Here is a 25,523-nt window from a genome sequence, read left to right as displayed (position 1 = left end):
TGTTCAGATCCGGCCGGCCGATCGGCGCGGGCGCGCGGCGAAGATCGCATCGGTCACGATCTTGGCGGTCTCGGCGCAAGCCTGGGTGCCGCCATTGCCATACTGCTTCACCGCGTCGCCGACGCACCACAGGCCTTCGATGCCGGTCTCGCGCGGCAGGTCGTAACCGGCGCAGCTGCGTTGCGCCGGCCAGTCGTCGCGCATCACCCGGATCGACAGGATTTTCGCCTGGTCGAAATTGGCGAACTGCTCGCGAAGATCCTCGAGCGCGAGCGCGACCTCGGCATCCGCGTCGAAATCGCCGAGCGCAGGCACCGGCACGGCGTAGGCGACGTAGAGATGCCAGCCGGGCGGCGCCAGCTCCGGACAGGTGGCGCTGAGGTTCGCCATGTTGCAGAGCCGGCGGGTCTTGCCGAAGGTGACGATGCCAGGATGATTGATCAGCGGCTCGTGGCTCGCGACATTGATGACGATGTTGGCGGCCGGGCGAAGGTCATTCTTCACCTTCGCGATGTAATCCGCCGGGAAAGCGTCGCTGCCGGCAAGCGCCACTGTCGCTTTCGGTCCCGCATTGCTGATCACGAGATCCGTGTCGATCCGAACCTTCTCGCCATCCCTGAGCACGGTGACGCCTTCGACGCGTCCGTTGGCGGTGTGGATCGTGGTCGCCGGCGTGCTGAGCCAGATGTCGCCATTGCGCTTGATCGCGCTGCCGAGGCTGTTCCAGACGCCGATCGTACCCTGCGGGCAGAACCCGAATTTCTTGAAGGCGCCTTTGCTGGTGAAGTAGGTGAGGAAGGCGCGCGCCGGCAGTTCGGCCGCGTTGCAGGAGAAGATCGCCGCGCAGAGATTGCGGAACAGCGCGTGCACCGTGGCGTTGCTGGTGTAGCCCTTCAGCCAATCCTCGGTCGATTGCCGCCCGTCGGGCAGGTTGCCGGAGCGCGCATCGGCGAATTTCTCCAGGATGCGCGAGGCCTGTTTGGTCAGTTGCCCGAGCAGCAGCGACCAGCCGCCGCGGCCGACATCGATCACCTTGCCGTCGATGAAGAACGAACTCGCAGGCTCCGGCGCGCGGATATCGAGCGGCGCGCCGACGGTGTGGAAGGTCTCCTCGAACACGCCGCCGAACTCGATCGCGATCGCGCCGATATTGACCTTGAAGCCGTCGATCTCCTCGGTCGAAGCGCGGCCGCCGAGCCGAGCCTTGTCGTCGACGACGAGCGTATGCAGCCCGCCATGGGCAAGCCGCGCCGCGGCGCACAGCCCGCCGGCGCCGGCTCCGATCACGACAGCATCGACCTTATGAGCATCCACGCGCAGCCTCCCTCGATGCCGCCGGGTTGGTCCCGGCATGCGCAATCCACTTGCTTGATGGCAGGCACTCTAATATAATCCGACCGGTCGTTCAAATTATTTTTTGACGCAGGTCAATGAACCGACGTCGCTTGCTCGACGAGTTCTGGTGGATGGTGCCCGCAAAGGGGAGGAGGGCGCGGAGCGGCGGTAGTATAGAGAGACGGGTGCCGTCCGATTCCGGCGGCGCCGATGGTGCACGAGAGAGAATGTAATGGCGCGGACGCGCTCAGAAAATTACGACGAGATCCAGCGGGGCATCCTCACCACCGCCTGCGGCCTGTTCGCGCGGCAGGGCTACATGCGCGCCTCGATCGCCGACCTTGCGGATGCCTGCAAGCTGTCGCGCGGCGCGCTGTATCATTATTTCGACTCGAAGGAAGCGATCCTGTTCGCGATCCTCGATGCCCATATCCGCGAGATGATCGCCGATGTCGAGACCGCGATGGCCGGCAAGGCGACGACGCTGGAGCAGTTCCGCGCCGCGATCCAGGCTATCGTCGCGCTGAATGCGCGCTCCAGCGACGAGCAGCGCGTGATCCTCAACGACCTCTCGTTCCTCGGCGAGACCGAGCAGGATGCGATCAAGGCGCTGGAGCGCCAGCTGGTCGATACGATCGCCGATCTTCTGGTCACGCTCGACAAGGAAGGCAAGATCGTCAAGCGGACCAAGAAGATCTACAGCATGATGCTGTTCGGCATCCTGAATTTCAGCCACACCTGGTACGACCCGAAGGGCGGCGTCGACCCCAGCGAGTTCGCCGACATGGTGGTGGACCTGTTCCTGTACGGTTTCACCATGCCGGTGCCGGCAAAGGATGCCGCGCGGCCGCTGCGCCAGCGCGCGTGAACTGGCGCGTCTTCGAGCGGCGGCGTCACCGTTGCAGGATGTGCACGTAACAGACCGCGCCGACGCCGACCATATGCGCCAGCCCAATGCGCGCGCCGCCATGCTGGCGCGGGCCGGCCTCGCCACGCAGCTGCATTACGATCTCGCCGATCTGGCCGATACCAGTGGGACCGATCGGATGTCCCATCGCGATCAGGCCGCCGGAGGGATTGATCGCGCATTGACCGCCGATATCGAGCGCGCCGTCCTTCAGCATGCGAACGCCATGTCCTTCGGGGCAGAGCCCGATGCTTTCGATGTAGTGCAGCTCCTCGACCGTGAAGGCGTCGTGCAGTTCGATGATGTCGAGATCCTTCGGCGTTAGCTTGGCCTGCGCCAGAGCAAGCTCGGCGGTCTCCTTGGTGAGCGCCGCGTCGAAGCCGGCGCCCGGCGGATAGACCCGCTCGCTGCGGCCGACCGACGCCGTGGTGCGAATGACGCGGCCGGCGTCGATGCCCAGCCTGCGAATGCCGTCCTCGGATGCGACGATGACGGCCGCGGCGCCTTCGCCGATCGGCGTGCATTGCAGCGACGTCAGCGATCCCGACACCCGCTTGCCGCCGAGCACCTCGTCGAGCGTGCGTTCCTGCTGCCGCTGCGCATTGGGATTCTTGGCGCCGTTGCGGTGGTTCTTCACCGCGACCCGTGCGATGTCCTCGGTCGAGGCGTTGTGGCGGACTGCGTATTCATTTGTCAGCAGCGCGAAATGCGTGAAGGGGACGATGGCGTCCTCGGCGAGGTTTCCGATGCCGGTGTCCGGGCGCCGCACCGGATTGCGCTTGTCGACGCCGACCGCCAGCGCAACGTCGGAGATACCGCTTGCGACCTCGATGCAGGCATGGCGGAACGCGGTCGATCCGGAGGCCGACGCATTCTCGACATGCATCAGCGGCGCGCCGGTCGCGCCGAGATGACGCAGCATCGGCCGCCCCGACGCCATGCCGAGCAGCGCGGTCGCGACATAGGTCGATTCCACCACGGGCCATTCGATGCGCGCATCCGCAAGTGCGGCGCGGATCGCGGTGAGGCCGAGCTCCACATAGGGCGTCTCGCTCGGGTTCTGGTAGCGGTGCCAGCCGATGCCGACGACATAGACCGGGCGCAGCTCGTTGAGTGATCGTGTCATGGCGAACCTCCGGATCGATCAGGATGCGATGCTGAAGCGGAGATCGAGCACGGTCTCGCCGCTCTCGTTCTGTCCGATTGCGGCGAGCCTGCCGGTCACGCGCTGTCCCGGTGCAACCGGTGCGCTGTCGTCGGCCAACAGGGTTCGGATCACAGGCCCGTCGTCGAGCGCGACCTTGACGATGGTGAAGGGGGGCGGGCGATTCTTGTCCGCGTGCAGGTGAACGGTCGCTTCAGCGAGCAGCGTTCCATTGGCCGAAAGTTCGCAAGGCGTCAGCGCATCGCCGTGACTGCCGCAGCGCTCGCAGCCATAGCTCTGCATCGGGAAGAAGACGTATCCGCAGCGGCAGCGACCGCCCTTGAGGCGGGCCACCGAGCCGCCCCCATCGCTCGATCCCACGGAATACAGGCCTGGTTTCAATAGCTTGTTCGATAGCATGCGTTTCCTCCAAAGAAACTTGTTGACTAACCAACAAACATTATTCTAGCTTGAATGCAAGCAAGAAGTGGCCGCACGGCAAAGGGAGCGAAGCTGAATGGCACGAGCAGTTCGACGCGCGCAGGAGCAGCGAGATGATGCGCCCGTGTCGGTGTCACGGCGGACCCAGGTCGAGCGGCGCGATGAGGCGGAGCGGCGGATCCTCGAAGCGGCTGCGCGGATCGTCGCCGAAAACGGGCTCGAGGCGATCACGCTGGCGGAGGCCGGCGAACGCGCCGGCTACAGCCGCGGTCTGCCGTCCCACTATTTCAAGACCAAGGCCGATCTGTTGTCGGCGCTCGGCACCTACATCATCGAATCCTTCATCACCGAGCGCCGCGCTTCCGCACCGGGACTGACCGGCTACGACAGCCTGCTTGCGTCATGCCGATATTACTTCGTCATGCCGGCGCGGAATCCTGTCATGGCGCGCGCCTTTCACGCCGTGCTGGCCGGCGCGCTCACCGTGCCGCCGATCACCGCCACCGTCGCAAAACTCAATCGCGAAACCCGAGGCGAGATCGCCGCCGCCCTGCGGGCGGGAATGGCCGAGGGCCGCTTGCGCGCGGATCTCGATCCGGAGATCGAAAGCGCGCTCATCCACGCCACGCTGCGCGGATCGGTGGCGCAGTGGCTGGTCGATCCGGAGGGACTGGATCTCGAGGTGATCAGCGCGCACTTCATCGCGACGCTGGAACGGAGGCTGACGAAATGAGCACCCTGCCGAACAGCGTCGAACACTGGGCCGCCAATCGCCCCGACGATATCGCCTTCATCGAGGGCGACCACCGGATGACGTGGGCGCAGCTCAACGATGCGGCGAACCGCGTTGCGCATGGCTTCGCGGCCCGCGGTGTGGTTGCCGGCGACATCGTGGTGTTGCGGACCCAGATCCGGATCGAGTGGCCGATCCTGAGCGAGGCGATCGGCAAGCTGCGCTGCTCGCTGCTCGGGCTCAACTGGCGGCTGACGCCGCCGGAGACGCAGTACGTGCTGTCCAACAGCGGCGCCCAGGTCATCGTCTGCGACGATGAGGATCCGGCTGCGCTGAAGCCCGCATTCGAGGGTCTGCCGATCAAGCTCGCGGTTTCGATCGGCACAGTGTCGCCCGGCTTCGTCGCATTCTCCGATCTGCTCGACACGCCCGCCGAGCCGCCGCTGCATTCCACCGGCCGGCCGCCGCTGATCCTGTACACCTCAGGCACCACGGGCCTACCCAAGGGCGTGGTCTCGGTGGTGCAGCCCGGCGTGCAGATGGATCAACGCACCGCCGAATATCTCGGCGACGTCGCGCAGACCCGGCGCGGCCAGCCCGGCGGCGTCTCGCTGTTGACGCTGCCGCTGCATCATGGCGCCGGCCCGTCGCAGGTCTGGGGCGCGATCCAACTCGGCAATCCGGTGATCCTGATGCGCCGCTTCGATCCGGAAGGCGCGCTTCGCCTGATCGCGAAGCATCGCGTCACCAACTGGACCGGTGTTCCCACCATGTACAAGCGCCTCGCGGCGCTGCCGAAGGACGTGCTCGACGCCTACGACGTGTCGTCGATCCGCGCGCTGTCGGTCGGCGCCGCGCCGGTGCCCTATGAGCTGAAGCGCTGGATCATCCGCTATTTCGGCTCGGGCGTGCTTGGCGAAGGCTACGGCGCCACCGAGGTCGGCATGATCAGCTTCCTGCCGCCTGAGATGCAGGAGCGCAAGCCCGGCTCCAGCGGCCGCCCACACAAGCATGTCGACATCTCGATTCGCGATGCCGAGGGGCGCGAGCTGCCGCGCAACCAGTCCGGCGAGATCTGGATCAGGACGCCGGTGACGATCCGCTCCTATCTGAACGGCAAGCCGCTCGGAACGGACACGCGCGACGACGACGGATATTTCCGCGTCGGCGATGTCGGGATGCTCGACGACGACGGCTATCTGTTCATCACCGATCGCGCCAAGGACATGATCATCGCCGGCGGCGTCAACATCTATCCGGCCGAGATCGAGGCCGCGATCCTCAGGCATCCCGATGTACAGGACGTCGCCGTCATCGGCATCCCGGACGACGAGTTCGGCGAGCAGGTCAAGGCGTTCTGCGAGCTGAAGCCGGGCCATATGACCGACGAAGCCGCGATCCTCGAGTTCTGCCGCGACCATCTCGCGTCCTACAAGCGGCCCAAGACGCTGTCGATCGTCGATGAACTGCCACGCAACACCATGGGCAAGCTGCTCAAGCGCGAATTGCGCGAGCCCTACTGGAAGGGACGGGAGAGAAACGTATGAGTGATATTCTTGATTTGAACGGCAAGGTGACGCTGATCACCGGTGCGGGCCAGGGCGTCGGGCGCCAGATCGCGCTGCATTTCGCCGCGCACAACGCGGCCGGCATCGTCGTCAACGACTACTTCCTCGATCGCGCCGAGCAGGTCGCGCGCGAGATCACCGCCGCCGGCGGCAAGGCGGTCGCGGTGCAGGCCGACGTCACCGATCTCGCCTCGGTCAAGGCGATGGTCGGCAAGGCCGAGCAGGCCTTCGGCCCGATCGACGTGCTCGTCAACAATGCCGGCAACGCCGGCGCGACCCCCGATCCCGATGCGCGCAAGCCGTTCTGGGAAACCGGCCCCGAGGTCTGGAACAGCTTCATCGGCGTCAACCTCTACGGCGTCATCAACTGCGCCTCGGCCTGCATCCCGCAGATGATCGAGCGCAAGGGCGGTCGCATCGTCACCATCATCTCGGATGCCGGCCGCGCCGGCGAGGCGGGCCTCGAGGTCTATTCGGGCGCAAAGGCGGGCGCCGCGGGCTTCACGCGCGCGGTCGCGCGATCGCTCGGCCGCCACAACATCACGGCGAACTGCGTGGCGATTGCCGCGACCCTGACGCCGGCAATCGAGGCGCGGTTGAAGGCCGATCCCGAGCGGCAGAAGAAGATGATGGAGAAATACGTCATTCGCCGCCCGGGTCTGCCGTCCGACGTCGCCAACATGGTGCTGTTCCTTGCCTCCGATGCGAGCGCGTGGATCACCGGCCAGACCTATCCGGTCAATGGCGGCTTTACCTTCGCATTGTGAGGCGCATCGATGACCACTGAGAACGAACAGGTCGTTCTGACCGAACGGCGCGGCAACATCCTCGTCGTCACGCTGAACCGTCCCGAGGCGCGCAACGCGTGCAACGTCGCGCTGGCGCGCGGCATCTCCGATGCGATGGATCTGCTCGACGCGGAGGATGCGCTGTTCGCAGGCGTCATCACCGGCGCGGGCGGCAACTTCTCGGCCGGCGCCGATCTCAAGGCGGTGGCACGCGGCGAGCGCGGCGTCACAGAACGCGGCGGCTTCGGATTGTTTCGCCGGCCGCCGCGCAAGCCGCTGATCGCGGCCGTCGAGGGCTATGCCGTCGGCGGCGGGCTCGAGCTTTGCCTGTCCTGCGATCTCATCGTCGCCGCGCGGGACGCCAAGATGGGCCTGCCGGAAGTCAGGCACAATGTCGTTGCCATCGGTGGCGGCCTGTTCCGGCTGCCGAAGCGGATTCCCTATCACGTCGCCATGGAGCTGGCGCTGACCGGACAGTTCAAGGGCGCGGAGTACTTCGAACGCCTCGGGCTCGTGAACCGGCTCGTCGAACCCGGACAGGCGCTCGAGGCGGCGGTTGCCTTCGCCAGCGAGCTCCTCGTCAACGGCCCGACCGCGCTCGCCGCGTCCAAGGAGATCATCTTCCAGGCCGCCAACTGGACCGATGAAGAAGGGTGGACCGCGCAGGGGCCGATCGCGGAGCGGGCGCTGAAATCCGAGGATCGTACCGAGGGCCTCAAGGCATTCGCCGAGAAGCGCAAGCCGGTCTGGAAGGGACGCTGATCATGCAAGTTGCTGCCCGCCGGAGCGCGCTCCCCGCTGCGATCGCAGATCGGCTTCGCCTGCCGCTGATCGCAGCTCCCATGCTGCGCGTCTCCGGCGTCGATCTCGTGACCGCGGTCTGCCGCTCCGGCGCGATCGGCGCATTTCCGACCGCGAACGCCCGCTCGGTCGAGGAGCTCGACGCTTGGCTGCATCAGATCGAGCGCAATGTCGCCGAGCTCGGCCGGCCGGCGGCGCCGCATTGTCCGAACCTCATCATCCGCCAGCCGCGCTTCAAGGATGATCTCGCCTGCCTCGTCCGGCACAAGGTCGAGATGGTCATCACCAGCGTCGGGTCACCGGCGGCCGCCGTCGCGCCGCTGCATGATGTCGGCTGTCTCGTATTCGCCGACATCGCCTCGCTCCGTCACGCCGAAAAGGCGATCGAGGCGGGCGCCGATGGCTTGATCCTGCTGACGGCAGGGGCCGGCGGACAGACCGGCTGGGCCAATCCATTCGCCTTCGTGCGCGCGGTGCGCGCCATGTTCGACGGTCCGGTCGTGCTCGCGGGCGGCGTAACTGACGGCACCGCGCTCGCCGCGGCGCGGCTGCTCGGCTGCGATCTCGCCTATATGGGAACGCGCTTCATCGTGGCGCGCGAGAGCATGGCGAGCGATGCCTATCGGCGAATGCTGGTCGACAGCACGCTCGACGACATCATGCTGACGAAGGCCTTCACCGGCCTCGATGCCAGCATGCTGCGGCCCTCGATCGTCGCCGCGGGTCTCGATCCAGCAAATCTCGACGAGTCCGTGTCGGAGGCGCGCGCGCGCGAAAAGTTCGGCGGAAAGAGCGACGCGGAAGGCCCGCGGCGCTGGATCGAGGTCTGGAGTGCCGGTCATTCGGTCTCCGGCGTGCATGCGGTGACGGGAGCGGCCGACATCGTCGATGAGATCGCTGCGCAATATCACATGACATTCGAAAGAGGCGCCGCATAAGGCGTCCAAATCCAGTGGAGGAAACCGATGAAGACGATCAGCCGTCGAACGCTGCTCGGGACGGCAGCTTCTGGGCTCGCGGCATCCATTGGCGGCAAGGCATTTGCCAGGTTCTCCTATGATCCCGGTGCCAGCGATCAGGAAATCCGCATCGGGCAGTTCGGCCCGCTCAGCGGCCCGGTGTCGTCGTTCGGCGTGCTCGCCAACGCCATGGATGCCTATTTCCGCATGCTGAACGACGCTGGCGGCATCAACGGCCGCAAGATCAAGTTCATCAACTATGACGACGCCTATAGTCCGCCGAAATCGGTCGAAGCGGCGCGGCGCCTGGTCGAAAGCGACGAGGTGCTGTTTGTCGCGGGCGCGATGGGAACGCCGGGCAACATCGCCGTGCAGAAATACATGAACGCGCGAAAGGTCCCGCAGCTGTTCCTTGCGGCGGCCGCCAGCAAGCTGTCGGACCCGGCGGCCAATCCATGGACCATGGTCGGCGGATCGACCTACGAGATCGAGGGCGGTGTCGTCGGCCGCTACATCGCCGCCACCATGCCCGATGCGAAGATCGGCCTGCTGTATCAGAACGACGATGCCGGCAAGGCAACGCTGGCAGGCCTGAAGACCGGTCTCGGCGCCAGGACCGCGCAAATCACGTCGGAGCTGAATTACTCGGTTGGCGATCCGACCATCGATTCCCAGATCGTCCAGATGAGACTGTCCGGCGCCGACGTGGTGTTCCTGATCACCATCCCGAAGATGGCGAGCCAGGCGCTGCGCAAGATGGCCGCGCTCGAATGGCGGCCCCAGGTATTTCTCGGTGCCGGCAATGCCTCGGTGCGCGCGACGCTGAAGCCCGCGGGTTTCGAGACCGCGCAAGGCATTCTCGCGTTTGCGACACGGATGGACCCCGGCAATCCGCTCTGGGCCGGCACGCCGGACATGAAGCAATACATGGCGTTCCTCGACCGCTACGTCCCGAACGCGGATCGCGCCGACGACCTCTACGCCATCGGCTACACCGCCGCGGCAACCGCCGCCCACGTCATCAGGCAATGTGGCGACCAGCTGACGCGGGCCAATATCCTGCACCAGGCGACCAGCCTGAAGAACTTCGCCGCGCCGCTGCTGATTCCCGGGATCACCCTCAACACCACCCCGAGCGACTATGTGCCGATCAAGCAGTTTCAGCTGATGCGGTTCAAGGGCGAAGCCTACGAGAAGGTCGGCGGGTTGCTCACCGCAGCTTGAGGTTTCCGCCGCCCGCCGGTCCTGCCGATCACCTCGTCCGCACATCCTTGTGAAGGACGTGACGCCCTCCCGTGCGTAACGCGCGCGAGGCGCGCTGCGTAGTCCAGCCACGGACGCCGTAACAGCGGCTGACGGTGGCATCGCAGCGAGGGAAGAAACATCCTTATGAATCTGTCGTTCAACATCGCCGAACATGGCGAAGGGTCTTATCGTCTGCTCGCGATCCTGCGCTGGGTCATGGTGGTGATCTTCGTGTCGTTCGGCATGCAGAAGTTCACGCTGCAATCGGCGCAAGGCATCGCGCAATTCATCAGCAACAGCCCGTTCGTCTCGTGGCTGTCGGTGTTCGGCCTTCGCGGCGAGGCCTATGTGCTCGGCGTCACCGAGTTCGGCATCGCTGTGCTGCTTGCCGCCGGCGCGTTCAGCCCGATCCTGTCAGCGATCGGCGCATTGATGGGCGTGATCACCTTCGCGGTGACGTGGTCGTTCTTCTTCACGACACCCGGTGTGGTGAAATGGAGCCTGTCGACCGACCCGATGGCCTGGAACCTGGCCGGCGAATTCCTGTTCAAGGACATCGTGCTGCTCTGCGTCTGCCTGATGCTGCTGCTGGCGTCGTTGCCGCGGTCGATCGTCCGGTCGAAGACCGGATAAGCGCGCGCCGCGCGCTCGATAGGTTAAGCCATGCTTAACCGCGGCATCGCGCGCGTCCTGCATCGGGAACAGGACAATCCGTCGCAGGCAATAGTATCTTGTCAATCGAATCTCATGGGCCTATGCAACCCTTGATTGACGAATTGTTGCTAGTAAGAAACCGTCCCCGGTTGGGAGCGGAATGTGACGAAGTCAGACATATCGGCGGCGAGCCCGGCAAGCGTCGGTGTTGTCTCTCCGTGGCAGCACATTTTCCGTATTTTCAAACGTCCCGCATTTTTTAGTTCCATTGCAGTTCCCGCGCCGTGGCTGGAGTGGGAGGGCGGTCGCGATCGCGGGTTCCGGGAGTGACCGCCGGAACAGCGATCGGGCCGCCCGTTCCCCAGCCGGAACGGGTAACGGTGCAAGACGCGCGATCGTGAATTCGAACGCCTGGGTTCCACCGCTAGGATCGCGATGTCGCCATCTCGCGATGGCTGAACAGGTCCACCAGCGCGTCACATCGCAACATCGTCCTGAATTCGTTCTACATGAGACAATGGCTCCTCGTCCCGATCGCGGCCGTCCTGCTCGCCGTTGCCGCCAGCGTGCTGACGGCGGCGCGGGCTGATTCCGACATGGATGCGCAGATCAGGGACATCGTCACGACGGAACTGGCGCCGACCGCGGCCGATCCGGGTGGCGTTGCCGCGGCGGTCTATGCCGGGGGCCGGGTCGCCTTCTTCAACTACGGCTTCGCCGACGCTGCGGCCAAGCGGCCGGTCACCTCGGACACGATGTTCAATCTCGCCTCGCTGCGCAAGCTGTTCGAGGCGACACTGGTCGCACTCGGCACCGAGCGCGGCGAATTGCGGCTGGACGATGCCGTCGGCCAATATCTGCCCGAGCTGCACGGGGACTATATCAGCCGCGTCACGGTGGGCGAGCTCGTCAATCATACATCGGGGCTGCTGCTGCCGACGGATCATCCGCCATGGCCGAACGAGACCTTCAACCGCGATCAGTTCATCGCGATGCTCAATGCCTGGAGGCCCCAGAAGGGAGAGCAGCCGGGCAAGCAGCGCATCTACAGCCATGCCGGCTATGTCTTGCTGCAACTGGTGCTGGAGCAGCGCTATCGCATGCCGATCGCGACGTTGTTCGAGAGCCGTATCCTCAAGCCGCTCGGCATGACCTCGACCTTCGTTCCGGATCGTGGCGAGGACAATCGCGCGGCGTTGGCGCCGGAGATCATGCAGCGCATGGTCCAGGGCTACTTCCACGATGGCACGGCGATCGGTCCGCCCGGCAATCAGCAGAGCTATTACGATTTTCCGGGCACCGGCCAGATGTTCTCGTCGGCGCGCGATCTCGGCATGCTGCTGCGCGCCTGTCTCGACGGCGCGGTGATCGATCCGCAATTGCGTGCGGCATTGCAGATGACCATGCGCGAGAGTTTTCGTGTCGATGCGAAGTTCGGCCAGGCGATGGCGTGGGAGCATGTGCGGCTCGACGGCGTCACCGTCATCGACAAGCCCGGCGGCCTCAACAATGCCTCGGCCTATATCGGCCTGGTGCCGGCGCGCAGGTTCGGTATCGTGCTGCTCGCCAATCGCGGCGACTATCCGCACGAGATCGCGCGCTACAGGATTCTGCCGGCACTCGCGAATCTCATCAAAACCCAGATACATTAGCGAGGCCGCGTGCCAATCCGATGACACGGCCTGCGCGGCCGGGCAGGGGATGCATGCAAAAATCGTCATGGCGCGGAACCGTGATCGGCTATATAAACCGGTAGCTTCTTCTCCTGCTTGAAGAGGCTGATATGACTGATTTACAAAATTCTGATCTGCACACTCCTGATCTGCACACTTGGCTTTCGCAGCAGCCCCACGGCCTGCGAACCTACCGAACCCTCCAGGAAAAACTCGAGACCTTGAGCAGGCATCAGCCCGAGCAACGGGCGATGTGCCGGCTGCTGAGCGGTCTCGTCGGCAATTACATCGAAGCCTTCGATGAAGAGCCACTGCCGGTCGCTATCGCCGACCGCGCCTATGGCCGCCTGCTCGCTCTCGTCGCGAGCCTTGATCTCAAGGGCAATCCCGACCGCCGCCTGGCCGACATCAACCGCATCGCGTCCTGCGATCTGCTGAACTGATCGCGCGTCATCCTCGCGCGGCGGCGAGCTCGCGGTAGAGCGCGGCGTAGCGGCCGGCGCGGTTGTGCCAGGAGACATCGGTGGCCATGCCGGCCTGCTGCAGCCGGCGCCAGGTCACCTTGTCGTTGAACAGCAGGTTCGCCGTGCGCAAGCCGTGGGCGAGCGCTTCCGAGGTCACGGGCGCGAACTTGACGCCGGTTGCGGCACTGCCGGTGATCGCGGCTTCGTCGAAGCCCAGCACGGTGTCGGCAAGGCCGCCGACATTGGCAACGATCGGGACCGCGCCGTAGCGTAGCGCGCACAGCTGGGTGAGGCCGCACGGCTCGAACCGCGACGGCACCGCGAGCGCATCCGAGCCTGCCTGGATCAGATGCGCCAGCGCCTCGTCGTAGCCGATCACGACCGCGATCCGCCCGGGATTGTCGCGCGCCAGCGCGGCGTAGCGCTCCTGCAGGTCGCGATCGCCGCTGCCGAGCAGTGCGAGCTGAATGCCTTCGCCGAGCAATGTCGGAATATTCTCGAGCAGCAGGTCGAGGCCCTTCTGCCATGACAGCCGGCTGATGACGCCGAGCAGCATCGCATCCGGCGCCGGCTCGAGCCCGAAGCGTTGCTGCAACGCCGCCTTGTTGGCCGCGCGCTCCGCCATCTGCCCGGCGCTGAAGTGCGCGGCGATGTCGGGATCGGTGGCCGGATTCCACACATCGATGTCGATGCCGTTGAGGATGCCGCTCAGCACGTCAGAACGTTCGCGCAACAGGCCGCCGAGTCCCATGCCGCCGTCGTCGGTCTGAATCTCCTGCGCATAGGTCGGCGACACCGTGGTGATGCGGTCGGCGAATTGCAGGCCGGCCTTGAGCAGGCTGATGGTGCCGTAATATTCGACGCCGTGAAGCGAGTAGGCCTCGCCCGGCAGGCCGAACGTAGCCAGCATGTCCGGAGAGAATTGCCCCTGATAGGCGAGGTTGTGCACGGTCATCACTGTCCCCGGCCGCGGCTGCCCGCCATAATGCAGATAGGCCGGCGCGAGCCCGGCCTGCCAGTCATGCGCATGCACGATGTCGGGGACGAAGCTCTCGATTGCACCCCGGCCGATTTCGGCCGCCATCCGCGACAGCGCCGCAAAGCGGATGCCGTTGTCGGGCCAGTCGCGTCCGTCGGGGCCGACATAGGGATTGCCGGGGCGCGCATAGAGGTGCGGCGCGTCGAGCGCAACAAGATCGAGACCGTCATGGGTGCCGCCGAGCAGGCGGATCGGCCCGCCGTAGAATTCGCCCCAGTGCAGCAGTGTTTCCGCGGAGGACAGCGCCTTGAGCACATCGGGATAGCCGGGCACCAGCGTCCGCGTCGTGACACCGTGCTGCTTCAGCGCCGCCGGCAGCGCGCCGACCACGTCGGCGAGGCCGCCGGTCTTGACGATCGGGTAGACTTCCGAGGCGACCGCGAGGACGCGGATGGGCGTCATGTCGGGAGCCTGTCGATCATCGGTTGGGTGATCAGCGTGATCCCGTTCTCGGTGGTGCGGAATCGCTTGCCGTCGAACTCGGGATCCTCGCCGACCACGAGCCCTTCCGGAATCCGCACGCCGCGATCAATCACGACGTTTCTAAGCCGCGCGCCGCGGCCGACATTCACATAGGGCATGATCACCGCGTTCTCGACATTGGCGTAGGAATTGACGTGAACGCCGGTGAACAGCAGCGAGCGGCGCAGCGCCGCGCCGGAGATGATGCAGGCGCCCGAGACCAGCGAGGTCACCGCCTGGCCGCGGCGTCCGTCCTCGTCGTGGACGAACTTGGCGGGCGGGGTGATCTCGGCATAGGTCCAGATCGGCCAGGCGCGGTCGTAGAGATCGAGCTCCGGCACGACGTCGGTGAGATCGATGTTGGCGCCCCAATAGGCGTCGACCGTACCGACATCGCGCCAGTAGGAACGCGGATCGTCGCCGGAGCGGACGCAGGAATCATTGAACTGATGCGCGACGGCGCGGCCGTGCTTGACGATATAGGGGATGATGTCCCTGCCGAAATCGTGGTTGGAATTCGGATCGGCGGCATCGCGGCGCAATTCATCGAACAGGAATTGCGAGTCGAATACGTAGATGCCCATGCTGGCGAGCGACTTGTCGGGCTTGCCGGGCATCGGCGGCGGATCGGCCGGCTTCTCCAGGAACGACTGGATCAGGCCGCTCTCGTCGATATGCATGATGCCGAAGCCGCTGGATTCGGTGCGCGGCATCTCGAGGCAGCCGACCGTGACGTCGGCGCCGCTCTCGACATGCTGCTTCAGCATCACCTCGTAGTCCATCTTGTAGATATGGTCGCCGGCGAGCACCAGGATGTACTTGGTGCCGTGCGCCTCGAGGATGTCGATATTCTGGTACACCGCGTCCGCCGTGCCGAGATACCAGTTGGTCTCGGAGACGCGCTGGCTTGCGGGCAGGATGTCGAAGCTCTCGTTTCGTTCCGGGCGGAAGAAGTTCCAGCCGCCCTGCAGATGCCGGATCAGGCTGTGCGCCTTGTACTGGGTCGCCACCGCGATGCGGCGGATACCCGAATTCACCGCATTGGAGAGCGCGAAATCGATGATGCGCGACTTGCCGCCGAAATAGACCGCCGGCTTGGCGCGCCTGTCGGTGAGCTCCTGAAGTCTGCTGCCGCGTCCGCCGGCCAGCACATAGGCAAGGGCGTGACGCGACAAGGGTTCATTTCCGACTGGTCTCATGGTCATCCTCCCAGAAACTTCAGGCTGGCCCCGCTACCTTCTCTTGTCCGGAAGGCCTGATCGGGCGCCAACGGGGCCGATTGGAACGTAGCAAGCGCGCCCCGGTTCAGCAAAGCGGGATGACCGACTTTCGTTCCCGCAACCCCGGCTCGTGAAGATCGGGGTTGCGGGTTGGTTAAGGCTATTGACGGCGCGCGATTTCGGCCTAGAGCAGGCCTGCGCATGTCCCGCCCAAGGCCAGCATCCCATGACAGCTTCTTCCGTCACGCCCCAGAACATTCGTGCAACGCTGCTGCTGCGCCAGGAGATCGCGCTGCTCGACGTCAGGCATGAGGCGGAGTTCGCCACCGGCCATCCGCTGTTTGCCGCCAACATGGCGGCTGGCCGGATCGCGCTGGAAGCCGAGCTGCGATTGCCGCGCAAGGACGTGCCGATCGTTCTCTATGACAATGGCGAGGGACTGGTCGCTGCCGCGGCCGACCAGTTGCGGGCGTTGGGCTATGGCAACGTCGCTGCGCTTGCCGGTGGCTTGCAGGGCTGGAAGGCGGCCGGATACGAGGTGTTCGAGGACGTCAATTCCTACGCCAAGGCGTTCGGCGAGCTGGTCGAGTCGCGCCGGCACACGCCGTCGCTGAGCGCCGACGAGGTCGCCGCGCTGATATCGGACAAGGCCAACATCGCGATCCTCGATGTTCGCCGCTTCGACGAATATGCCACCATGAACATCCCGGGCTCGGTCAGCGTGCCCGGCGCCGAGCTGGTGCTGCGCGCCGGACACGCGGCGCCCGATCCCGACACCACCATCATCGTCAATTGCGCCGGCCGCACCCGCTCGATCATCGGCACGCAGTCGCTGATCAATGCCGGGCTGCCGAACAAGGTGCGGGCGCTGCGCAACGGCACGATCGGCTGGACGCTTGCGAAACACGAGCTTGAGCATGGCGCCGGCAAGCGCGGCGGCGTCGGGCCGTTCGATGGCGCTGCCGACAATGCGCGCGACGTCGCCTATCGCGCCGGCGTCCGCCACATCGGCGCGGCTGAACTCGCCGCGCTGGAAAAGGACGCGCACCGCACGCTGTACCGCTTCGACGTGCGCGACGCCGAGGAATATGCCGCCGGTCATCTGGCCGGCTTCCGCCACTATGCCGGCGGCCAGCTGGTGCAGGAAATCGACATGGCCGCGCCGGTGCGCGGCGCCCGCATCGTGCTGACCGACGACAGGAGCATCCGCGCCGACATGACGGCGTCCTGGCTCGCGCAGATGGGCTGGGAGGTCTATGTGCTCGAGGGCGGCTATGACGGTCCGCTGGAAGTGGGGGCGCCGCGCGTTGTGCCGCGACCCGATCCCGCGCACCGCTACCGCCGCCCCTATGAAGGCACCGGCGTCGCGGAGCCGGCGATGCAGGCCTATCTCGATTGGGAGTACGGCCTGGTCGACCAGCTGCGCCGCGACGGCACGCATGGGTTTTATGTGATCTAGCGGATGACATGGTGACGGCGGTGCGACCGCATCGGTGCCGAGTTGCTGGGCACGCCGCCAAAATATCGAAAACAACCCCATGCAAAGTAGCCGGTGGCTGCCGCACGGCAACTTGACTCGTCGGGCAACTCAGCGGTATTGTTCTATTATTCAGAAATCGTGCAGACGCCCCTCAGCTTGCGCAGTGTCATCACCCGCGCATGCGGGTGATCCAGTATTCCAGAGACGGCAGTGCTTGAGCCGAGAGGCCGCGGCGTACTGGATCGCCCGGTCCATGTGTGCAATTGCGCACAGGCCGGGCGATGACGGCGGTGGACGAGGATAAACGGCCACGCTGAACGACGCTTTGCGTCGTTCGTCGACCTCCCCCGCAAGCGGGAGAGGTCGAGCGAGTCAGTGGACCGAGATCGCGATACTCTCGGTCTTCACTTCGGCAGCGCCACCGGCGTCAGCTTGAACGGGCCGGGGTCCTTGCCCTTGTTGTCGCCGATCACGTAGGACAGCTTGCCTTCGGCGACCCAGCCGACGTCGCCGACCTGCGTCACCGACACCGGCTCGGCGAGCCCATCCTTGATGGTGTCGATCGTGGCCTCGTTGCCCTTCACCGTGACCTTGTCGAGCTTGCCGTTGCCCTCGATCAGCAGGAAGCCGCCGCCATGGGCGCGCAGCGCATCGGCGTGGTCGAGCGGCCGCGACGGCTTCAGCTCGGTCACGGCGCCGGCCTTGCCGTCCTTCATCTCGATCTTGAACAACTTTGCCGGAATGAAGGTCGTGACATAGAGGTTGCCGTCGGCGCCGATCGCGATGCCGTCGAGCCCGACGCCATCCTTGGCAGGCGCGAGCTGCGGATCGGTCGCGAACGTCGCCAGTGCCGTGCCGCCGGGCTTCAAGCTGTAGACGAACGGCGCGAAGGAATCGCTGACATAGGCGGTGCCGTCGGCGCCGACCACGATGTCGTTGCAGAACGATTTCGGATCGCTCAGGGCGAAGCTGCCCTTCGGCGCGCCGCTCTTCAGATCGAAGGTCTTCAGCCAGGCGCCCTTGACGTCGCTCGGACCCGCGACGCCCATGGCGCTGATGTCGTTTGAGCAGACATAGAGCGTGCCGCTCTTCTCGTCGGCGAGCACGCCGAGCGTCGAGCGGCTGTCGGCAGCACCCGGCTTGACCAGTTGCTCGGCCTTGCCGCCGGAGATCCTGGTCACGCCGCCATGGTTGAAGCTGCCGACGTAAAGCGTGCCGTCGGAGGTCGAGGTCACGCTCTCCGGGAAACTCTTGTCGGGAACCCCGACCGGAGCCGTTTCGGCGCGGGCTACGCCGGCCGTGCCGAGTGCGAGGACGATGGCCGCAGCGCTTGCGAGCGATGCGCGGCGGATCTTGAGCAGGTCTCCCGTTGCGCGCGGACGTCCCGCGTCGCCATTCTTCTTTATCATGATCGCGTTTCCTCAATGAGCCTGGTTGGACCAGGCAGGATTTTTTTGGCGATCGTCTCCGGTCGATGGTTGTTGTCTGCAGGGTTCCCGACCGGATTGCTCACCCGCCTGCCTTGTCGTCTCGATATATACGGTAGTATATAGCGAGAGGGAAGCCGCGAGCGCGGGAGAGCGCGTCATGGAGCGGGAATTGGCGTCACGCCACCAATGCGTGTGCTGCGGTGGTGTCATCGAGGGGCTCGCCGACGATGGTGCGATCGGCTTCGATGTGCGGATCGCCCTGTTTACGGATGCGTGTGCGTTCGTCTGTAACGAATGCACCGCGAGCCTGATCGCGGCAGCAGCACGGCGCAGGCAGGAGACGGTTCGGCGGAAGTCGTAGGGCGGGGGCTCTCAATCCCGTCATTGCGAGGAGCACGAAGCAATCCATCTGCCCGCGAATGCGTGGATAGATGCAACAATCTCTGGGTCGTCCCTGCGAAAGCAGGGACCCATAACCACTGTTGCTGATTATCTTGCGTTGCTGGAACGACGAGTCCCGTTCACAACATCCGCTGCGGAGTATGGGTCCCTGCTTTCGCAGGGACGACAGTGGAGTGCGTGTGACGGGCTTTGCGTTCCCGAACTCACAGGAGATCATAACTTCAGATGGTTGACCTTCGCCACCCAGGCGCGGATGTGCGCATCATAGGCCTGGGATTGCTTCGTCGCTTCGGTCCTCGCAATGACGGAATCAGCGAGTGATCTCAATCCGGGCTGAACGCGTCGTACACCAGCTTCCGGAACGCTGGCGTGATGCGCTGGCGCTCGTTCTGGGTCTGCTCGAGCATGATGTAGATCATGTCGAGCTTCGGATCGACGCCGAAATAGGTGCCGCTGCCGCTGTCCCATTTCAATTCGCCGATCGAGCCGGGCGGCGGTGGCTTGGCAATGCCGGGATCGGTGCGCACGGCGATGCCGTAGCCGTAACCGAAGCCGTCGCCGGGGAAGTACCAGTAGTCGCGACCGACGCCGGAGCCCGGCCCGATATGGTCCGTCGTCATGGTCTTGAAGGCAAAGGGGCTGAGGTAGCGCTTGCCGTCGAGCTCGCCGCCGTTGAGCAGCATCTGCGCGAAGCGCGCATAATCGAGGATGGTCGACACCAGGCCGCCGCCGCCGGATTCCCACTCCGGATGCGCGCGCCGGTCGTTCTCCCCCGCGATCAGGATCGTGTCGGAGGGCAGCGGTTCGGCGAGCCGCGTCCGCTCGGTCTCGGCATCGAGCACATATCTTGTGTCGTTCATCTTCATCGGATCGAAGATGCGCTCCTTCTCGAACTGATAGAGCGACTTGCCGGAGACAATCTCGATCACCCGGCCGAGCACGTCGGTGGAATGACCGTAGCGCCACAGCGTGCCGGGCTGGCGTGACAACGGCAGCTTGGCCAGCCGCGCGGCGAATTCCTTGTTGTCGAACTTGCCGTCGAACAGATGTCCTGCGCGGTAAATCTTCTGGATCCAGTCGGCGCCGATATATTCGTAGGTGATGCCCGAAGTGTGCCGCATGATATCTTCAATGGTCACCGGCCGGATCGGCGGCACCAGCTCAACCTTGGCCGGATCGTTGCCACCGTCCGGTTCGATGGCGACCTTCACGTCGGCGAAGGCCGGAATGTATTTCGACAGCGGGTCCTGCGGCGACAGCTTCCCTTCGTCGACCAGCATCATCGCGGCGGTGTTGGTGATCGGCTTGGTCATCGAATGCAGCGCGAACATCGTTTCCGGCCGCATCGGCGACCTGGTCGCGACGTCGCGATAGCCGAAGGTTTTCAGATAGACCGGCTTGCCGTGCTGCTGGATCAGGATCACGGCGCCTGGAATTTTTCCTGTCGTTACCTCGTTGTCGAAGAACGCGGTGATGCGTTCGAGCTTGTCCGGCGACGGGGCAGGGACGTCGGTGGCGCGTGCCGCACTTGATGTGACAAGTGCAAGACACACGATCGCGGTCACTACCTCACGGAGCGTCCGCACGGCAGTGTGGAATGCTCGACCGTATCCGCATGACATTGAAAGCCGCCCCTGCCTGATGCCCTGAACGCCGCAGTTTTAGCGCAAGCGTCCCCGCACCATAATCATTTTCGGGCGAGTTTATTCCCTGGCGATGGTTGAAATTCATACAATCTGCGTGGCGCCGACCGGCGTGCGCACGGCATTCGACAGCACGTGCAGCGCCTGGCTCAGTTCGGCACGATTGCGCGCCGCGCCGAGCGAAACGCGCAGGCCGCGCGGCGCGGCATCTCCGACCGCAAAGGCGTCTTCACCGACGACGGCAAGGCCGTTGCGCATCAGATGCGACAGCAGGTCGGTGCCGTCGAAATGTTTTGGCAGCGGCATCCAGAGATGGTGGCTCGCCGGCCGCGCCGCGTAGCTGGCGCCCTTGAGGAAGCGGGCCGCGAGCTGCTGGCGCGCGGCGGCCTCGTTGCGAATCGCGCGGATGATGTCGGCGGCGACGCCGGAGCGCAGCCATTGCGTGACCAGCGCGACCATCAGCGATGGCGGCATCTGCATGGTGGCCTGCATGCCGGCGCGCATCCGCTGCTCGGCGGCCGCATCGGGCGCCAGCAGATAGGCGACGCGCAAGGCCGGCGCGATGCATTTGGCGATGCTCGCGGCAAGGTAGGTGCGTTCGGGAATCAGCGCGGCGATCGGCGCCACCTGCGGTTCGAGCGGGCCGTAGACGTCGTCCTCGATCAGGACGCAGCCGCGCTTCCTGATGATATCGGCGATCGCCTTGCGTCTGATCGCGCTCATCGTCGCCGTGGTCGGATTCTGCTGCGTCGGCACCAGATAGACCGCCTTCGGCTTGTGCTTGCGGCAGGCCTCGTCGAGCGCGTCGGGACGGGCGCCCTCCGCGTCCATCGCAACGCCGACCAGGCGGACATCGAGCCGCGCCGCCGCGGCCTTGATGCCGGGAAACGTCAATGCCTCGGTCAGCACGACATCGCCCGGCGAGGTCAGCGCCAGCAGCGCGTTGAAGATGATCGCCTGCGATCCCGGATAGATCACGATCCGGTCGGCCGATGCCTGCGGCACGCGCGGCGCGAGCCACGCGGCGCCGGCGTCGCGCTCGTCAGCGGTGCCGCCGGGACGCGTATAGCCGAGATAGGCGGAAAATCCGGCCTCGGAGCGAATGGTCGCCAACCCCTGCGCGATGCGCAGGTCGAGATTGGCCTCCACCGGTTGCGGCGGCAGGTTCATCGACAGATCGATGTTGACCGGTGCCGGCAGGTCGGACGCCGCGCGCGCGGTGGTCTCCGAGACGAAGGTGCCCTGGCCGACGCGGGCGTCGAGCAGCCCGCGGCGCCGCGCCTCGCCATAGGCGCGCGTCACCGTGGTGAGATCGATGTCGAGCGCCGATGCCAGCGCGCGATGGGTCGGCAGGCGCTGGCCGCGGACCAGCCGGCCGCTTGCGATGTCGGCGGCGAGCGCGTCGACGATGCGCAGGAACATCGGGCCGTGCCATTCCGAAACTGTAGGGATCCAATCCATGCAATCTGGCGCTTTGTCTTTGATTGTATGCTTCGTAATTCATATTGTATGGATCATCAGATCAGGTCAAGGATAACGACAATGACCGAGACGGTTTCCCTGCCAAAGGCGATGTGGCGCGGCTTCACCATGAAGTGCCCGAACTGCGGCCGCGGCCATTTGTTCGGCCGCTTCCTTAAAGTTGCGGATCATTGCGAGGTGTGCGGCGAGGATTTCACGCCGCAGCGCGCGGACGATTTCCCGGCCTATCTCGTGATCGTGGTGGTCGGACACGTCGTGGTGCCGGCGCTGCTCTGGATGGAAATGACCTACGCGCCGCCGGCTTGGCTGCAGCTGGCGATCTGGCTGCCGTTCACGCTGTTCAGCGCGCTCGGGCTGCTGCAGCCGACCAAGGGCGCGATCGTCGGCTTGCAATGGCAGCTGGGCATGGAGGGGTTCGCGGCGACGCGGCGTGCGGCCGCGCCGGTGCGGGCGCGGAGCAATGCCGGGCGAGCTCGCGAAGCCTGAAACCAACTACGGAAGTGTAGCCTGGATGAAGCGAAGCGTAATCCGGGGCAGTTGTGCCCGCACGACGCCCCCCGGATTGCGCTCCGCTGCATCCGGGCTACGGATCATCAAATCGGATGATGATGGGGCCGGAACATGCGGCCCTTCTCCGTCACCAGCACCACGGCGAGCGCGGCCAGCGTGCAGTTTCGTAGCCCGGATGGAGCGAAGCGTAATCCGGGGTTCGTGCCGCAGGCAAAACTGTCCCGGATTGCGCTTCGCTGCATCCGGGCTACGGATCATCAAATCGGATGATGATGCGGCCGGAACATGCGGCCCTTCTCCGTCACCAGCACCACGGCGAGCGCGGCCAGCGTGCAGAGGAAGAATCCGGTCGCGAACGGCAGCAGGGTGCCGTCGTAGTCCTGGCCGATCGTGGTGCCGACGCCGATCCCGAGCAGGGTGGTGATGGTGCCGTAGAGCGAGGAGGCGGTGCCGGCGATCTTGCCCTGCGGCTCCATCGCGAGCGCCGTGAAGTTCGCCATCATCAGCCCGAACGCGAACATCATCAGGCCCGCCAGCACCATGAACAGCGGCAGCGACAGCATGTCGGTCTTCACCGCGAGGAACAGCGCGCCTGCGACGACGGCAAAGCCGGTCAGCGCGGCGTGCGAGATCACCCGCATGCCGATGCGGCCGACGATGCGCGAATTGAGGAAGCCGGCGATCGCGACGCCGACCGCGCACGCCGCAAAGGCGACCGGGAAGTAATGTCCAAGCTTGAAGATCTCGGTGAAGATCTGCTGCGAGGAGAACACGAAGGCAAACAGCGAGCCCTGCACGCCGCCGGCGGCGAGCGCGTAGCCGAGCGTCTGGCGGTTGGTGACGGTCTGGCGGAACGCGGAGAGCACCTCCGGGATCGCCAGCGACTTGCGCAGTTCGAGCGGCAGCGTCTCCGGCATCCGCATCGCGCTCCAGGCGAGCGCGATCACGCCGTAGATCATCAAGAGCACGAAGATGCCGCGCCAGTGCGTCAGCAGCATCACCGCCTGGCCGAATGACGGCGCGATCACGGGCACCGCGATGAACACCATCATCGCCAGCGACATCACGCTCGCCATCCGCCGTCCGGCGTAGCAGTCGCGTACGATCGAGGTCGCGATCACGCGGGTTGCCGCGGTCCCGAGCCCTTGCAGCGCGCGCGCCAGCAGCAGCGTCTCGAACGAGGGCGCCATGATCGCGAGCAGGCCGGCGATGGTGTAGACGGTCATGCCGCCGAGCAGCACCGGGCGGCGGCCGAAGCGGTCCGACAGCGGGCCCATCACGAACTGGCCGACGCCGAAGCCGACCAGGAAGATCGACAGCACCATCTGCGGACGGTTGGCGTCGGCGATCTGGAACGCGGAACGGATGTTCGGCAGCGCCGGCAGCATCATGTCCATCGCCAGCGGGTTCAGCGCCATGATGGAGGCGATGACGACGACGAATTCCGGAAAGCCCATCGGGCGGTGGCCTGAGGACACCCAGGCATCGGCATTGATGTCAGACACTTAATACCTCTTCGAGACTCCCAGCATAGCGGTCTTGTTGCATTGCACAATCGGCGTTTCGGGATGGGAGACCGTCGGCGGAGGGTGAGGTAGCCGGGTCATGGAACCGGCCGCGAGGCCGTCGGCTGGTGCCATGTCGTTGCTTCTGCAACTATTATGCTCGTCCCGCGCGGGAAGCTCTGCTATCCCGGTACCAGCATCCGTGCGGGGCAGGCGCATCGCGGCCGATCACGCCCGCACGGCCAAAAAATTGGTTTTGGGGAGGCCACATGTCCATCGAGATCTCCGCGCGCTCGCGCGGCGCTACGCTGTCGGATGAGGAGCGCAAGGTCCTCACCGCAACGCTCGTCGGCACCACGATCGAGTGGTACGACTTCTTCGTTTATGCCCAGGCGGCCGGCCTGGTGTTCGGCGCGCTGTTCTTCGCGCCGATGAACGCCAACAATCCGCTGCTGGCGCAGATCATCTCGTTTGCGACGCTCGGTCTCTCTTTCCTGTTCCGTCCGCTCGGGGCCATCGTCTGCGGCCATCTCGGCGACCGCTTCGGGCGCAAGAACATGCTGGTCGTCACGCTGCTCTTGATGGGCGCTGCGACCGCGCTGGTCGGCCTGCTGCCGACCTACGCGCAGATCGGCGCCTGGGCGCCGGCACTCCTTATTCTCCTGCGCATCCTGCAGGGCTTCTCGGCCGGCGGCGAATGGGGCGGCGCGGCGCTGATGTCGGTGGAATCGGCGCCTCGCGACAAGCGCAGCTTCTTCGGCTCGTTCCCGCAGATCGGCACGCCGCTCGGCATGATCCTGGCAACCGGCGTGTTGTGGGGGCTGACCGCGACGCTCGGCAAGCAGGCGATGATCGAATGGGGCTGGCGGATTCCGTTCCTGCTCTCGATCGTCCTGATCGCCGTCGGCATCATGATCCGGCGCACGGTCGAAGAGTCTCCGGTGTTCCTGGCGATGCAGCGGCGGCACAAGGAATCCTCCGCGCCACTGCGCGAATTGATGCGCAATCACAACAAGGAGATCCTGCGCACCGCGTTGATCTTCATGGCCAACAACGCGGCCGGTTACATCCTGATCGCGTTCATCATCAGCTACGGCACCAACACGCTGAAGATGCCGTCCGAGCAGCTGCTGCTGATCGGCACGCTGGCGGCGGTGAGCTGGTTCATCTTCACGCTGCTCGGCGGCATCCTCGGCGACAAGATCGGCCGCGTGCGCTGCTTCCAGATCGGCTACACCCTGATGGTGCTGTGGGCGGTGCCGATGTGGTTCTTGATCGACAGCAAGAACCTGCTGCTGTTCTTCGTCAGCGCCGTCGGCCTCACGGTCGCGCTTGGTTTGTCCTATGGCCCGCAGGCGGCGCTCTATGCCGAGCTGTTTCCGGCCAAGGTGCGCTATTCCGGCGTCTCGATCGGCTACGCGCTCGGCGCCATCCTCGGCGGCGCCTTCGCGCCGATGATCGCGCAATGGATCATCGGCACCTACGGGCAGTCCTGGCGCGTCGGCGTCTACATCGCGGTGCTGTCGCTGATCTCGCTGATCACGGTGTCGACGATCAAGGATCCGCAGGGCGTCGATCTCAACGTGAACGACGCGGGGGCGTGAGCACTCCAGCGCGGACTGCCAGCTGGATCCGTCA

The 25,523-nt window shown here is 65.3% G+C and carries 23 protein-coding genes; 14 read left to right on the top strand and 9 right to left on the bottom strand.

The genetic code is table 11. From position 1 onward, the window contains the following. Nucleotides 1-3 precede the first annotated feature (3 nt). Nucleotides 4-1,314, bottom strand: a complete 1,311-nt coding sequence (locus tag ACE10Z_RS33315; protein WP_375784578.1) for a phytoene desaturase family protein — start codon at nucleotides 1,312-1,314, stop codon at nucleotides 4-6. Nucleotides 1,315-1,567: 253 nt separating this feature from the next. Between ACE10Z_RS33315 and ACE10Z_RS33310 the strand changes: the two genes are divergently transcribed. Then, nucleotides 1,568-2,203, top strand: coding sequence for a TetR/AcrR family transcriptional regulator (locus tag ACE10Z_RS33310; protein ID WP_375784577.1), 636 nt, complete (start codon nucleotides 1,568-1,570; stop codon nucleotides 2,201-2,203). A gap of 25 nt (nucleotides 2,204-2,228) precedes the next feature. Here the strand turns inward: ACE10Z_RS33310 and ACE10Z_RS33305 are convergent, their stop codons facing one another. Together ACE10Z_RS33305 and ACE10Z_RS33300 are read right to left on the bottom strand one after the other, a co-directional pair. Beyond that, nucleotides 2,229-3,368 (bottom strand): thiolase family protein, encoded by a 1,140-nt coding sequence (locus tag ACE10Z_RS33305; protein ID WP_375784576.1) that lies wholly within the window; start codon nucleotides 3,366-3,368, stop codon nucleotides 2,229-2,231. Between the two features lie 18 nt (nucleotides 3,369-3,386). Next, the gene (locus tag ACE10Z_RS33300; RefSeq protein ID WP_375784575.1) at nucleotides 3,387-3,806 is read right to left on the bottom strand and encodes a Zn-ribbon domain-containing OB-fold protein; all 420 of its coding nucleotides are present in this window, start codon (nucleotides 3,804-3,806) and stop codon (nucleotides 3,387-3,389) included. Nucleotides 3,807-3,903: 97 nt separating this feature from the next. Between ACE10Z_RS33300 and ACE10Z_RS33295 the strand changes: the two genes are divergently transcribed. The 9 genes from ACE10Z_RS33295 to ACE10Z_RS33255 all read left to right on the top strand — a co-directional run bounded on the left by ACE10Z_RS33295 (nucleotide 3,904) and on the right by ACE10Z_RS33255 (nucleotide 12,691). Further along, nucleotides 3,904-4,560 (top strand): TetR/AcrR family transcriptional regulator, encoded by a 657-nt coding sequence (locus tag ACE10Z_RS33295; protein ID WP_375784574.1) that lies wholly within the window; start codon nucleotides 3,904-3,906, stop codon nucleotides 4,558-4,560. Beyond that, the gene (locus ACE10Z_RS33290; RefSeq protein ID WP_375784573.1) at nucleotides 4,557-6,107 is read left to right on the top strand and encodes a class I adenylate-forming enzyme family protein; all 1,551 of its coding nucleotides are present in this window, start codon (nucleotides 4,557-4,559) and stop codon (nucleotides 6,105-6,107) included. The genes ACE10Z_RS33295 and ACE10Z_RS33290 overlap by 4 nt, the downstream gene beginning before the upstream one ends. Then, nucleotides 6,104-6,895 (top strand): SDR family NAD(P)-dependent oxidoreductase, encoded by a 792-nt coding sequence (locus tag ACE10Z_RS33285; protein ID WP_375784572.1) that lies wholly within the window; start codon nucleotides 6,104-6,106, stop codon nucleotides 6,893-6,895. Before ACE10Z_RS33290 ends, ACE10Z_RS33285 begins: the two co-directional genes overlap by 4 nt. A 9-nt stretch (nucleotides 6,896-6,904) precedes the next feature. Then, a complete protein-coding gene (locus tag ACE10Z_RS33280; protein WP_375784571.1) occupies nucleotides 6,905-7,678 on the top strand; it encodes a crotonase/enoyl-CoA hydratase family protein in 774 nt (257 codons plus the stop codon). Between the two features lie 2 nt (nucleotides 7,679-7,680). Then, nucleotides 7,681-8,655: an NAD(P)H-dependent flavin oxidoreductase gene (locus ACE10Z_RS33275; protein ID WP_375784570.1), complete on the top strand. Its 975-nt coding sequence runs from the start codon at nucleotides 7,681-7,683 to the stop codon at nucleotides 8,653-8,655. A gap of 27 nt (nucleotides 8,656-8,682) precedes the next feature. Next, nucleotides 8,683-9,900, top strand: coding sequence for an ABC transporter substrate-binding protein (locus ACE10Z_RS33270; RefSeq protein ID WP_375784569.1), 1,218 nt, complete (start codon nucleotides 8,683-8,685; stop codon nucleotides 9,898-9,900). A 165-nt stretch (nucleotides 9,901-10,065) separates the two neighbouring features. Further along, complete coding sequence (locus ACE10Z_RS33265; RefSeq protein ID WP_375784568.1) at nucleotides 10,066-10,554, top strand: DUF417 family protein; 489 nt, start codon at nucleotides 10,066-10,068, stop codon at nucleotides 10,552-10,554. A 530-nt stretch (nucleotides 10,555-11,084) separates the two neighbouring features. Further along, nucleotides 11,085-12,227 (top strand): serine hydrolase, encoded by a 1,143-nt coding sequence (locus ACE10Z_RS33260; protein ID WP_375784567.1) that lies wholly within the window; start codon nucleotides 11,085-11,087, stop codon nucleotides 12,225-12,227. 131 nt (nucleotides 12,228-12,358) lie between these two features. Further along, nucleotides 12,359-12,691, top strand: coding sequence for a hypothetical protein (locus ACE10Z_RS33255; RefSeq protein WP_375784566.1), 333 nt, complete (start codon nucleotides 12,359-12,361; stop codon nucleotides 12,689-12,691). 7 nt (nucleotides 12,692-12,698) lie between these two features. On the opposite strand, the gene glgA is transcribed toward ACE10Z_RS33255, so the two are convergent. Together glgA and glgC are read right to left on the bottom strand one after the other, a co-directional pair. Beyond that, nucleotides 12,699-14,153 carry a glycogen synthase GlgA gene (glgA, locus tag ACE10Z_RS33250; RefSeq protein WP_375784565.1) on the bottom strand — a complete coding sequence of 485 codons (1,455 nt, stop codon included), beginning with the start codon at nucleotides 14,151-14,153 and terminating at the stop codon, nucleotides 12,699-12,701. Further along, complete coding sequence (glgC, locus tag ACE10Z_RS33245; RefSeq protein ID WP_375784564.1) at nucleotides 14,150-15,412, bottom strand: glucose-1-phosphate adenylyltransferase; 1,263 nt, start codon at nucleotides 15,410-15,412, stop codon at nucleotides 14,150-14,152. The genes glgA and glgC overlap by 4 nt, the downstream gene beginning before the upstream one ends. Nucleotides 15,413-15,659: 247 nt before the next feature. Here glgC and ACE10Z_RS33240 point away from each other — a divergent pair, with 247 nt between their 5' ends. Then, entirely contained in the window at nucleotides 15,660-16,892 is a 1,233-nt protein-coding gene (locus tag ACE10Z_RS33240) for a rhodanese-like domain-containing protein (RefSeq protein WP_375784563.1), read from the top strand. A gap of 425 nt (nucleotides 16,893-17,317) precedes the next feature. Here the strand turns inward: ACE10Z_RS33240 and ACE10Z_RS33235 are convergent, their stop codons facing one another. Further along, nucleotides 17,318-18,322, bottom strand: a complete 1,005-nt coding sequence (locus ACE10Z_RS33235; RefSeq protein ID WP_375784562.1) for a hypothetical protein — start codon at nucleotides 18,320-18,322, stop codon at nucleotides 17,318-17,320. Nucleotides 18,323-18,500: 178 nt separating this feature from the next. Here ACE10Z_RS33235 and ACE10Z_RS33230 point away from each other — a divergent pair, with 178 nt between their 5' ends. Further along, nucleotides 18,501-18,704 (top strand): hypothetical protein, encoded by a 204-nt coding sequence (locus tag ACE10Z_RS33230; protein ID WP_375784561.1) that lies wholly within the window; start codon nucleotides 18,501-18,503, stop codon nucleotides 18,702-18,704. 364 nt (nucleotides 18,705-19,068) lie between these two features. Here the strand turns inward: ACE10Z_RS33230 and ACE10Z_RS33225 are convergent, their stop codons facing one another. Together ACE10Z_RS33225 and ACE10Z_RS33220 are read right to left on the bottom strand one after the other, a co-directional pair. Next, entirely contained in the window at nucleotides 19,069-20,367 is a 1,299-nt protein-coding gene (locus ACE10Z_RS33225; protein ID WP_375784560.1) for a serine hydrolase domain-containing protein, read from the bottom strand. Nucleotides 20,368-20,472: 105 nt separating this feature from the next. Then, complete coding sequence (locus ACE10Z_RS33220; RefSeq protein ID WP_375784559.1) at nucleotides 20,473-21,849, bottom strand: PLP-dependent aminotransferase family protein; 1,377 nt, start codon at nucleotides 21,847-21,849, stop codon at nucleotides 20,473-20,475. Between the two features lie 81 nt (nucleotides 21,850-21,930). Here ACE10Z_RS33220 and ACE10Z_RS33215 point away from each other — a divergent pair, with 81 nt between their 5' ends. Then, entirely contained in the window at nucleotides 21,931-22,356 is a 426-nt protein-coding gene (locus tag ACE10Z_RS33215) for a DUF983 domain-containing protein (protein WP_375784558.1), read from the top strand. A gap of 281 nt (nucleotides 22,357-22,637) precedes the next feature. On the opposite strand, the gene ACE10Z_RS33210 is transcribed toward ACE10Z_RS33215, so the two are convergent. Further along, a complete protein-coding gene (locus tag ACE10Z_RS33210) occupies nucleotides 22,638-23,837 on the bottom strand; it encodes a multidrug effflux MFS transporter (protein ID WP_375789976.1) in 1,200 nt (399 codons plus the stop codon). A gap of 317 nt (nucleotides 23,838-24,154) precedes the next feature. Here ACE10Z_RS33210 and ACE10Z_RS33205 point away from each other — a divergent pair, with 317 nt between their 5' ends. Then, nucleotides 24,155-25,489: an MFS transporter gene (locus tag ACE10Z_RS33205; protein WP_375784557.1), complete on the top strand. Its 1,335-nt coding sequence runs from the start codon at nucleotides 24,155-24,157 to the stop codon at nucleotides 25,487-25,489. Nucleotides 25,490-25,523: the final 34 nt, after the last annotated feature.

The organism is Bradyrhizobium sp. Pha-3 (genome assembly GCF_042258615.1).
Lineage (GTDB): Bacteria > Pseudomonadota > Alphaproteobacteria > Rhizobiales > Xanthobacteraceae > Bradyrhizobium.
Note: the sequence above shows the minus strand (reverse complement) of the source record. Positions and strands in the feature narration are given on the sequence as shown.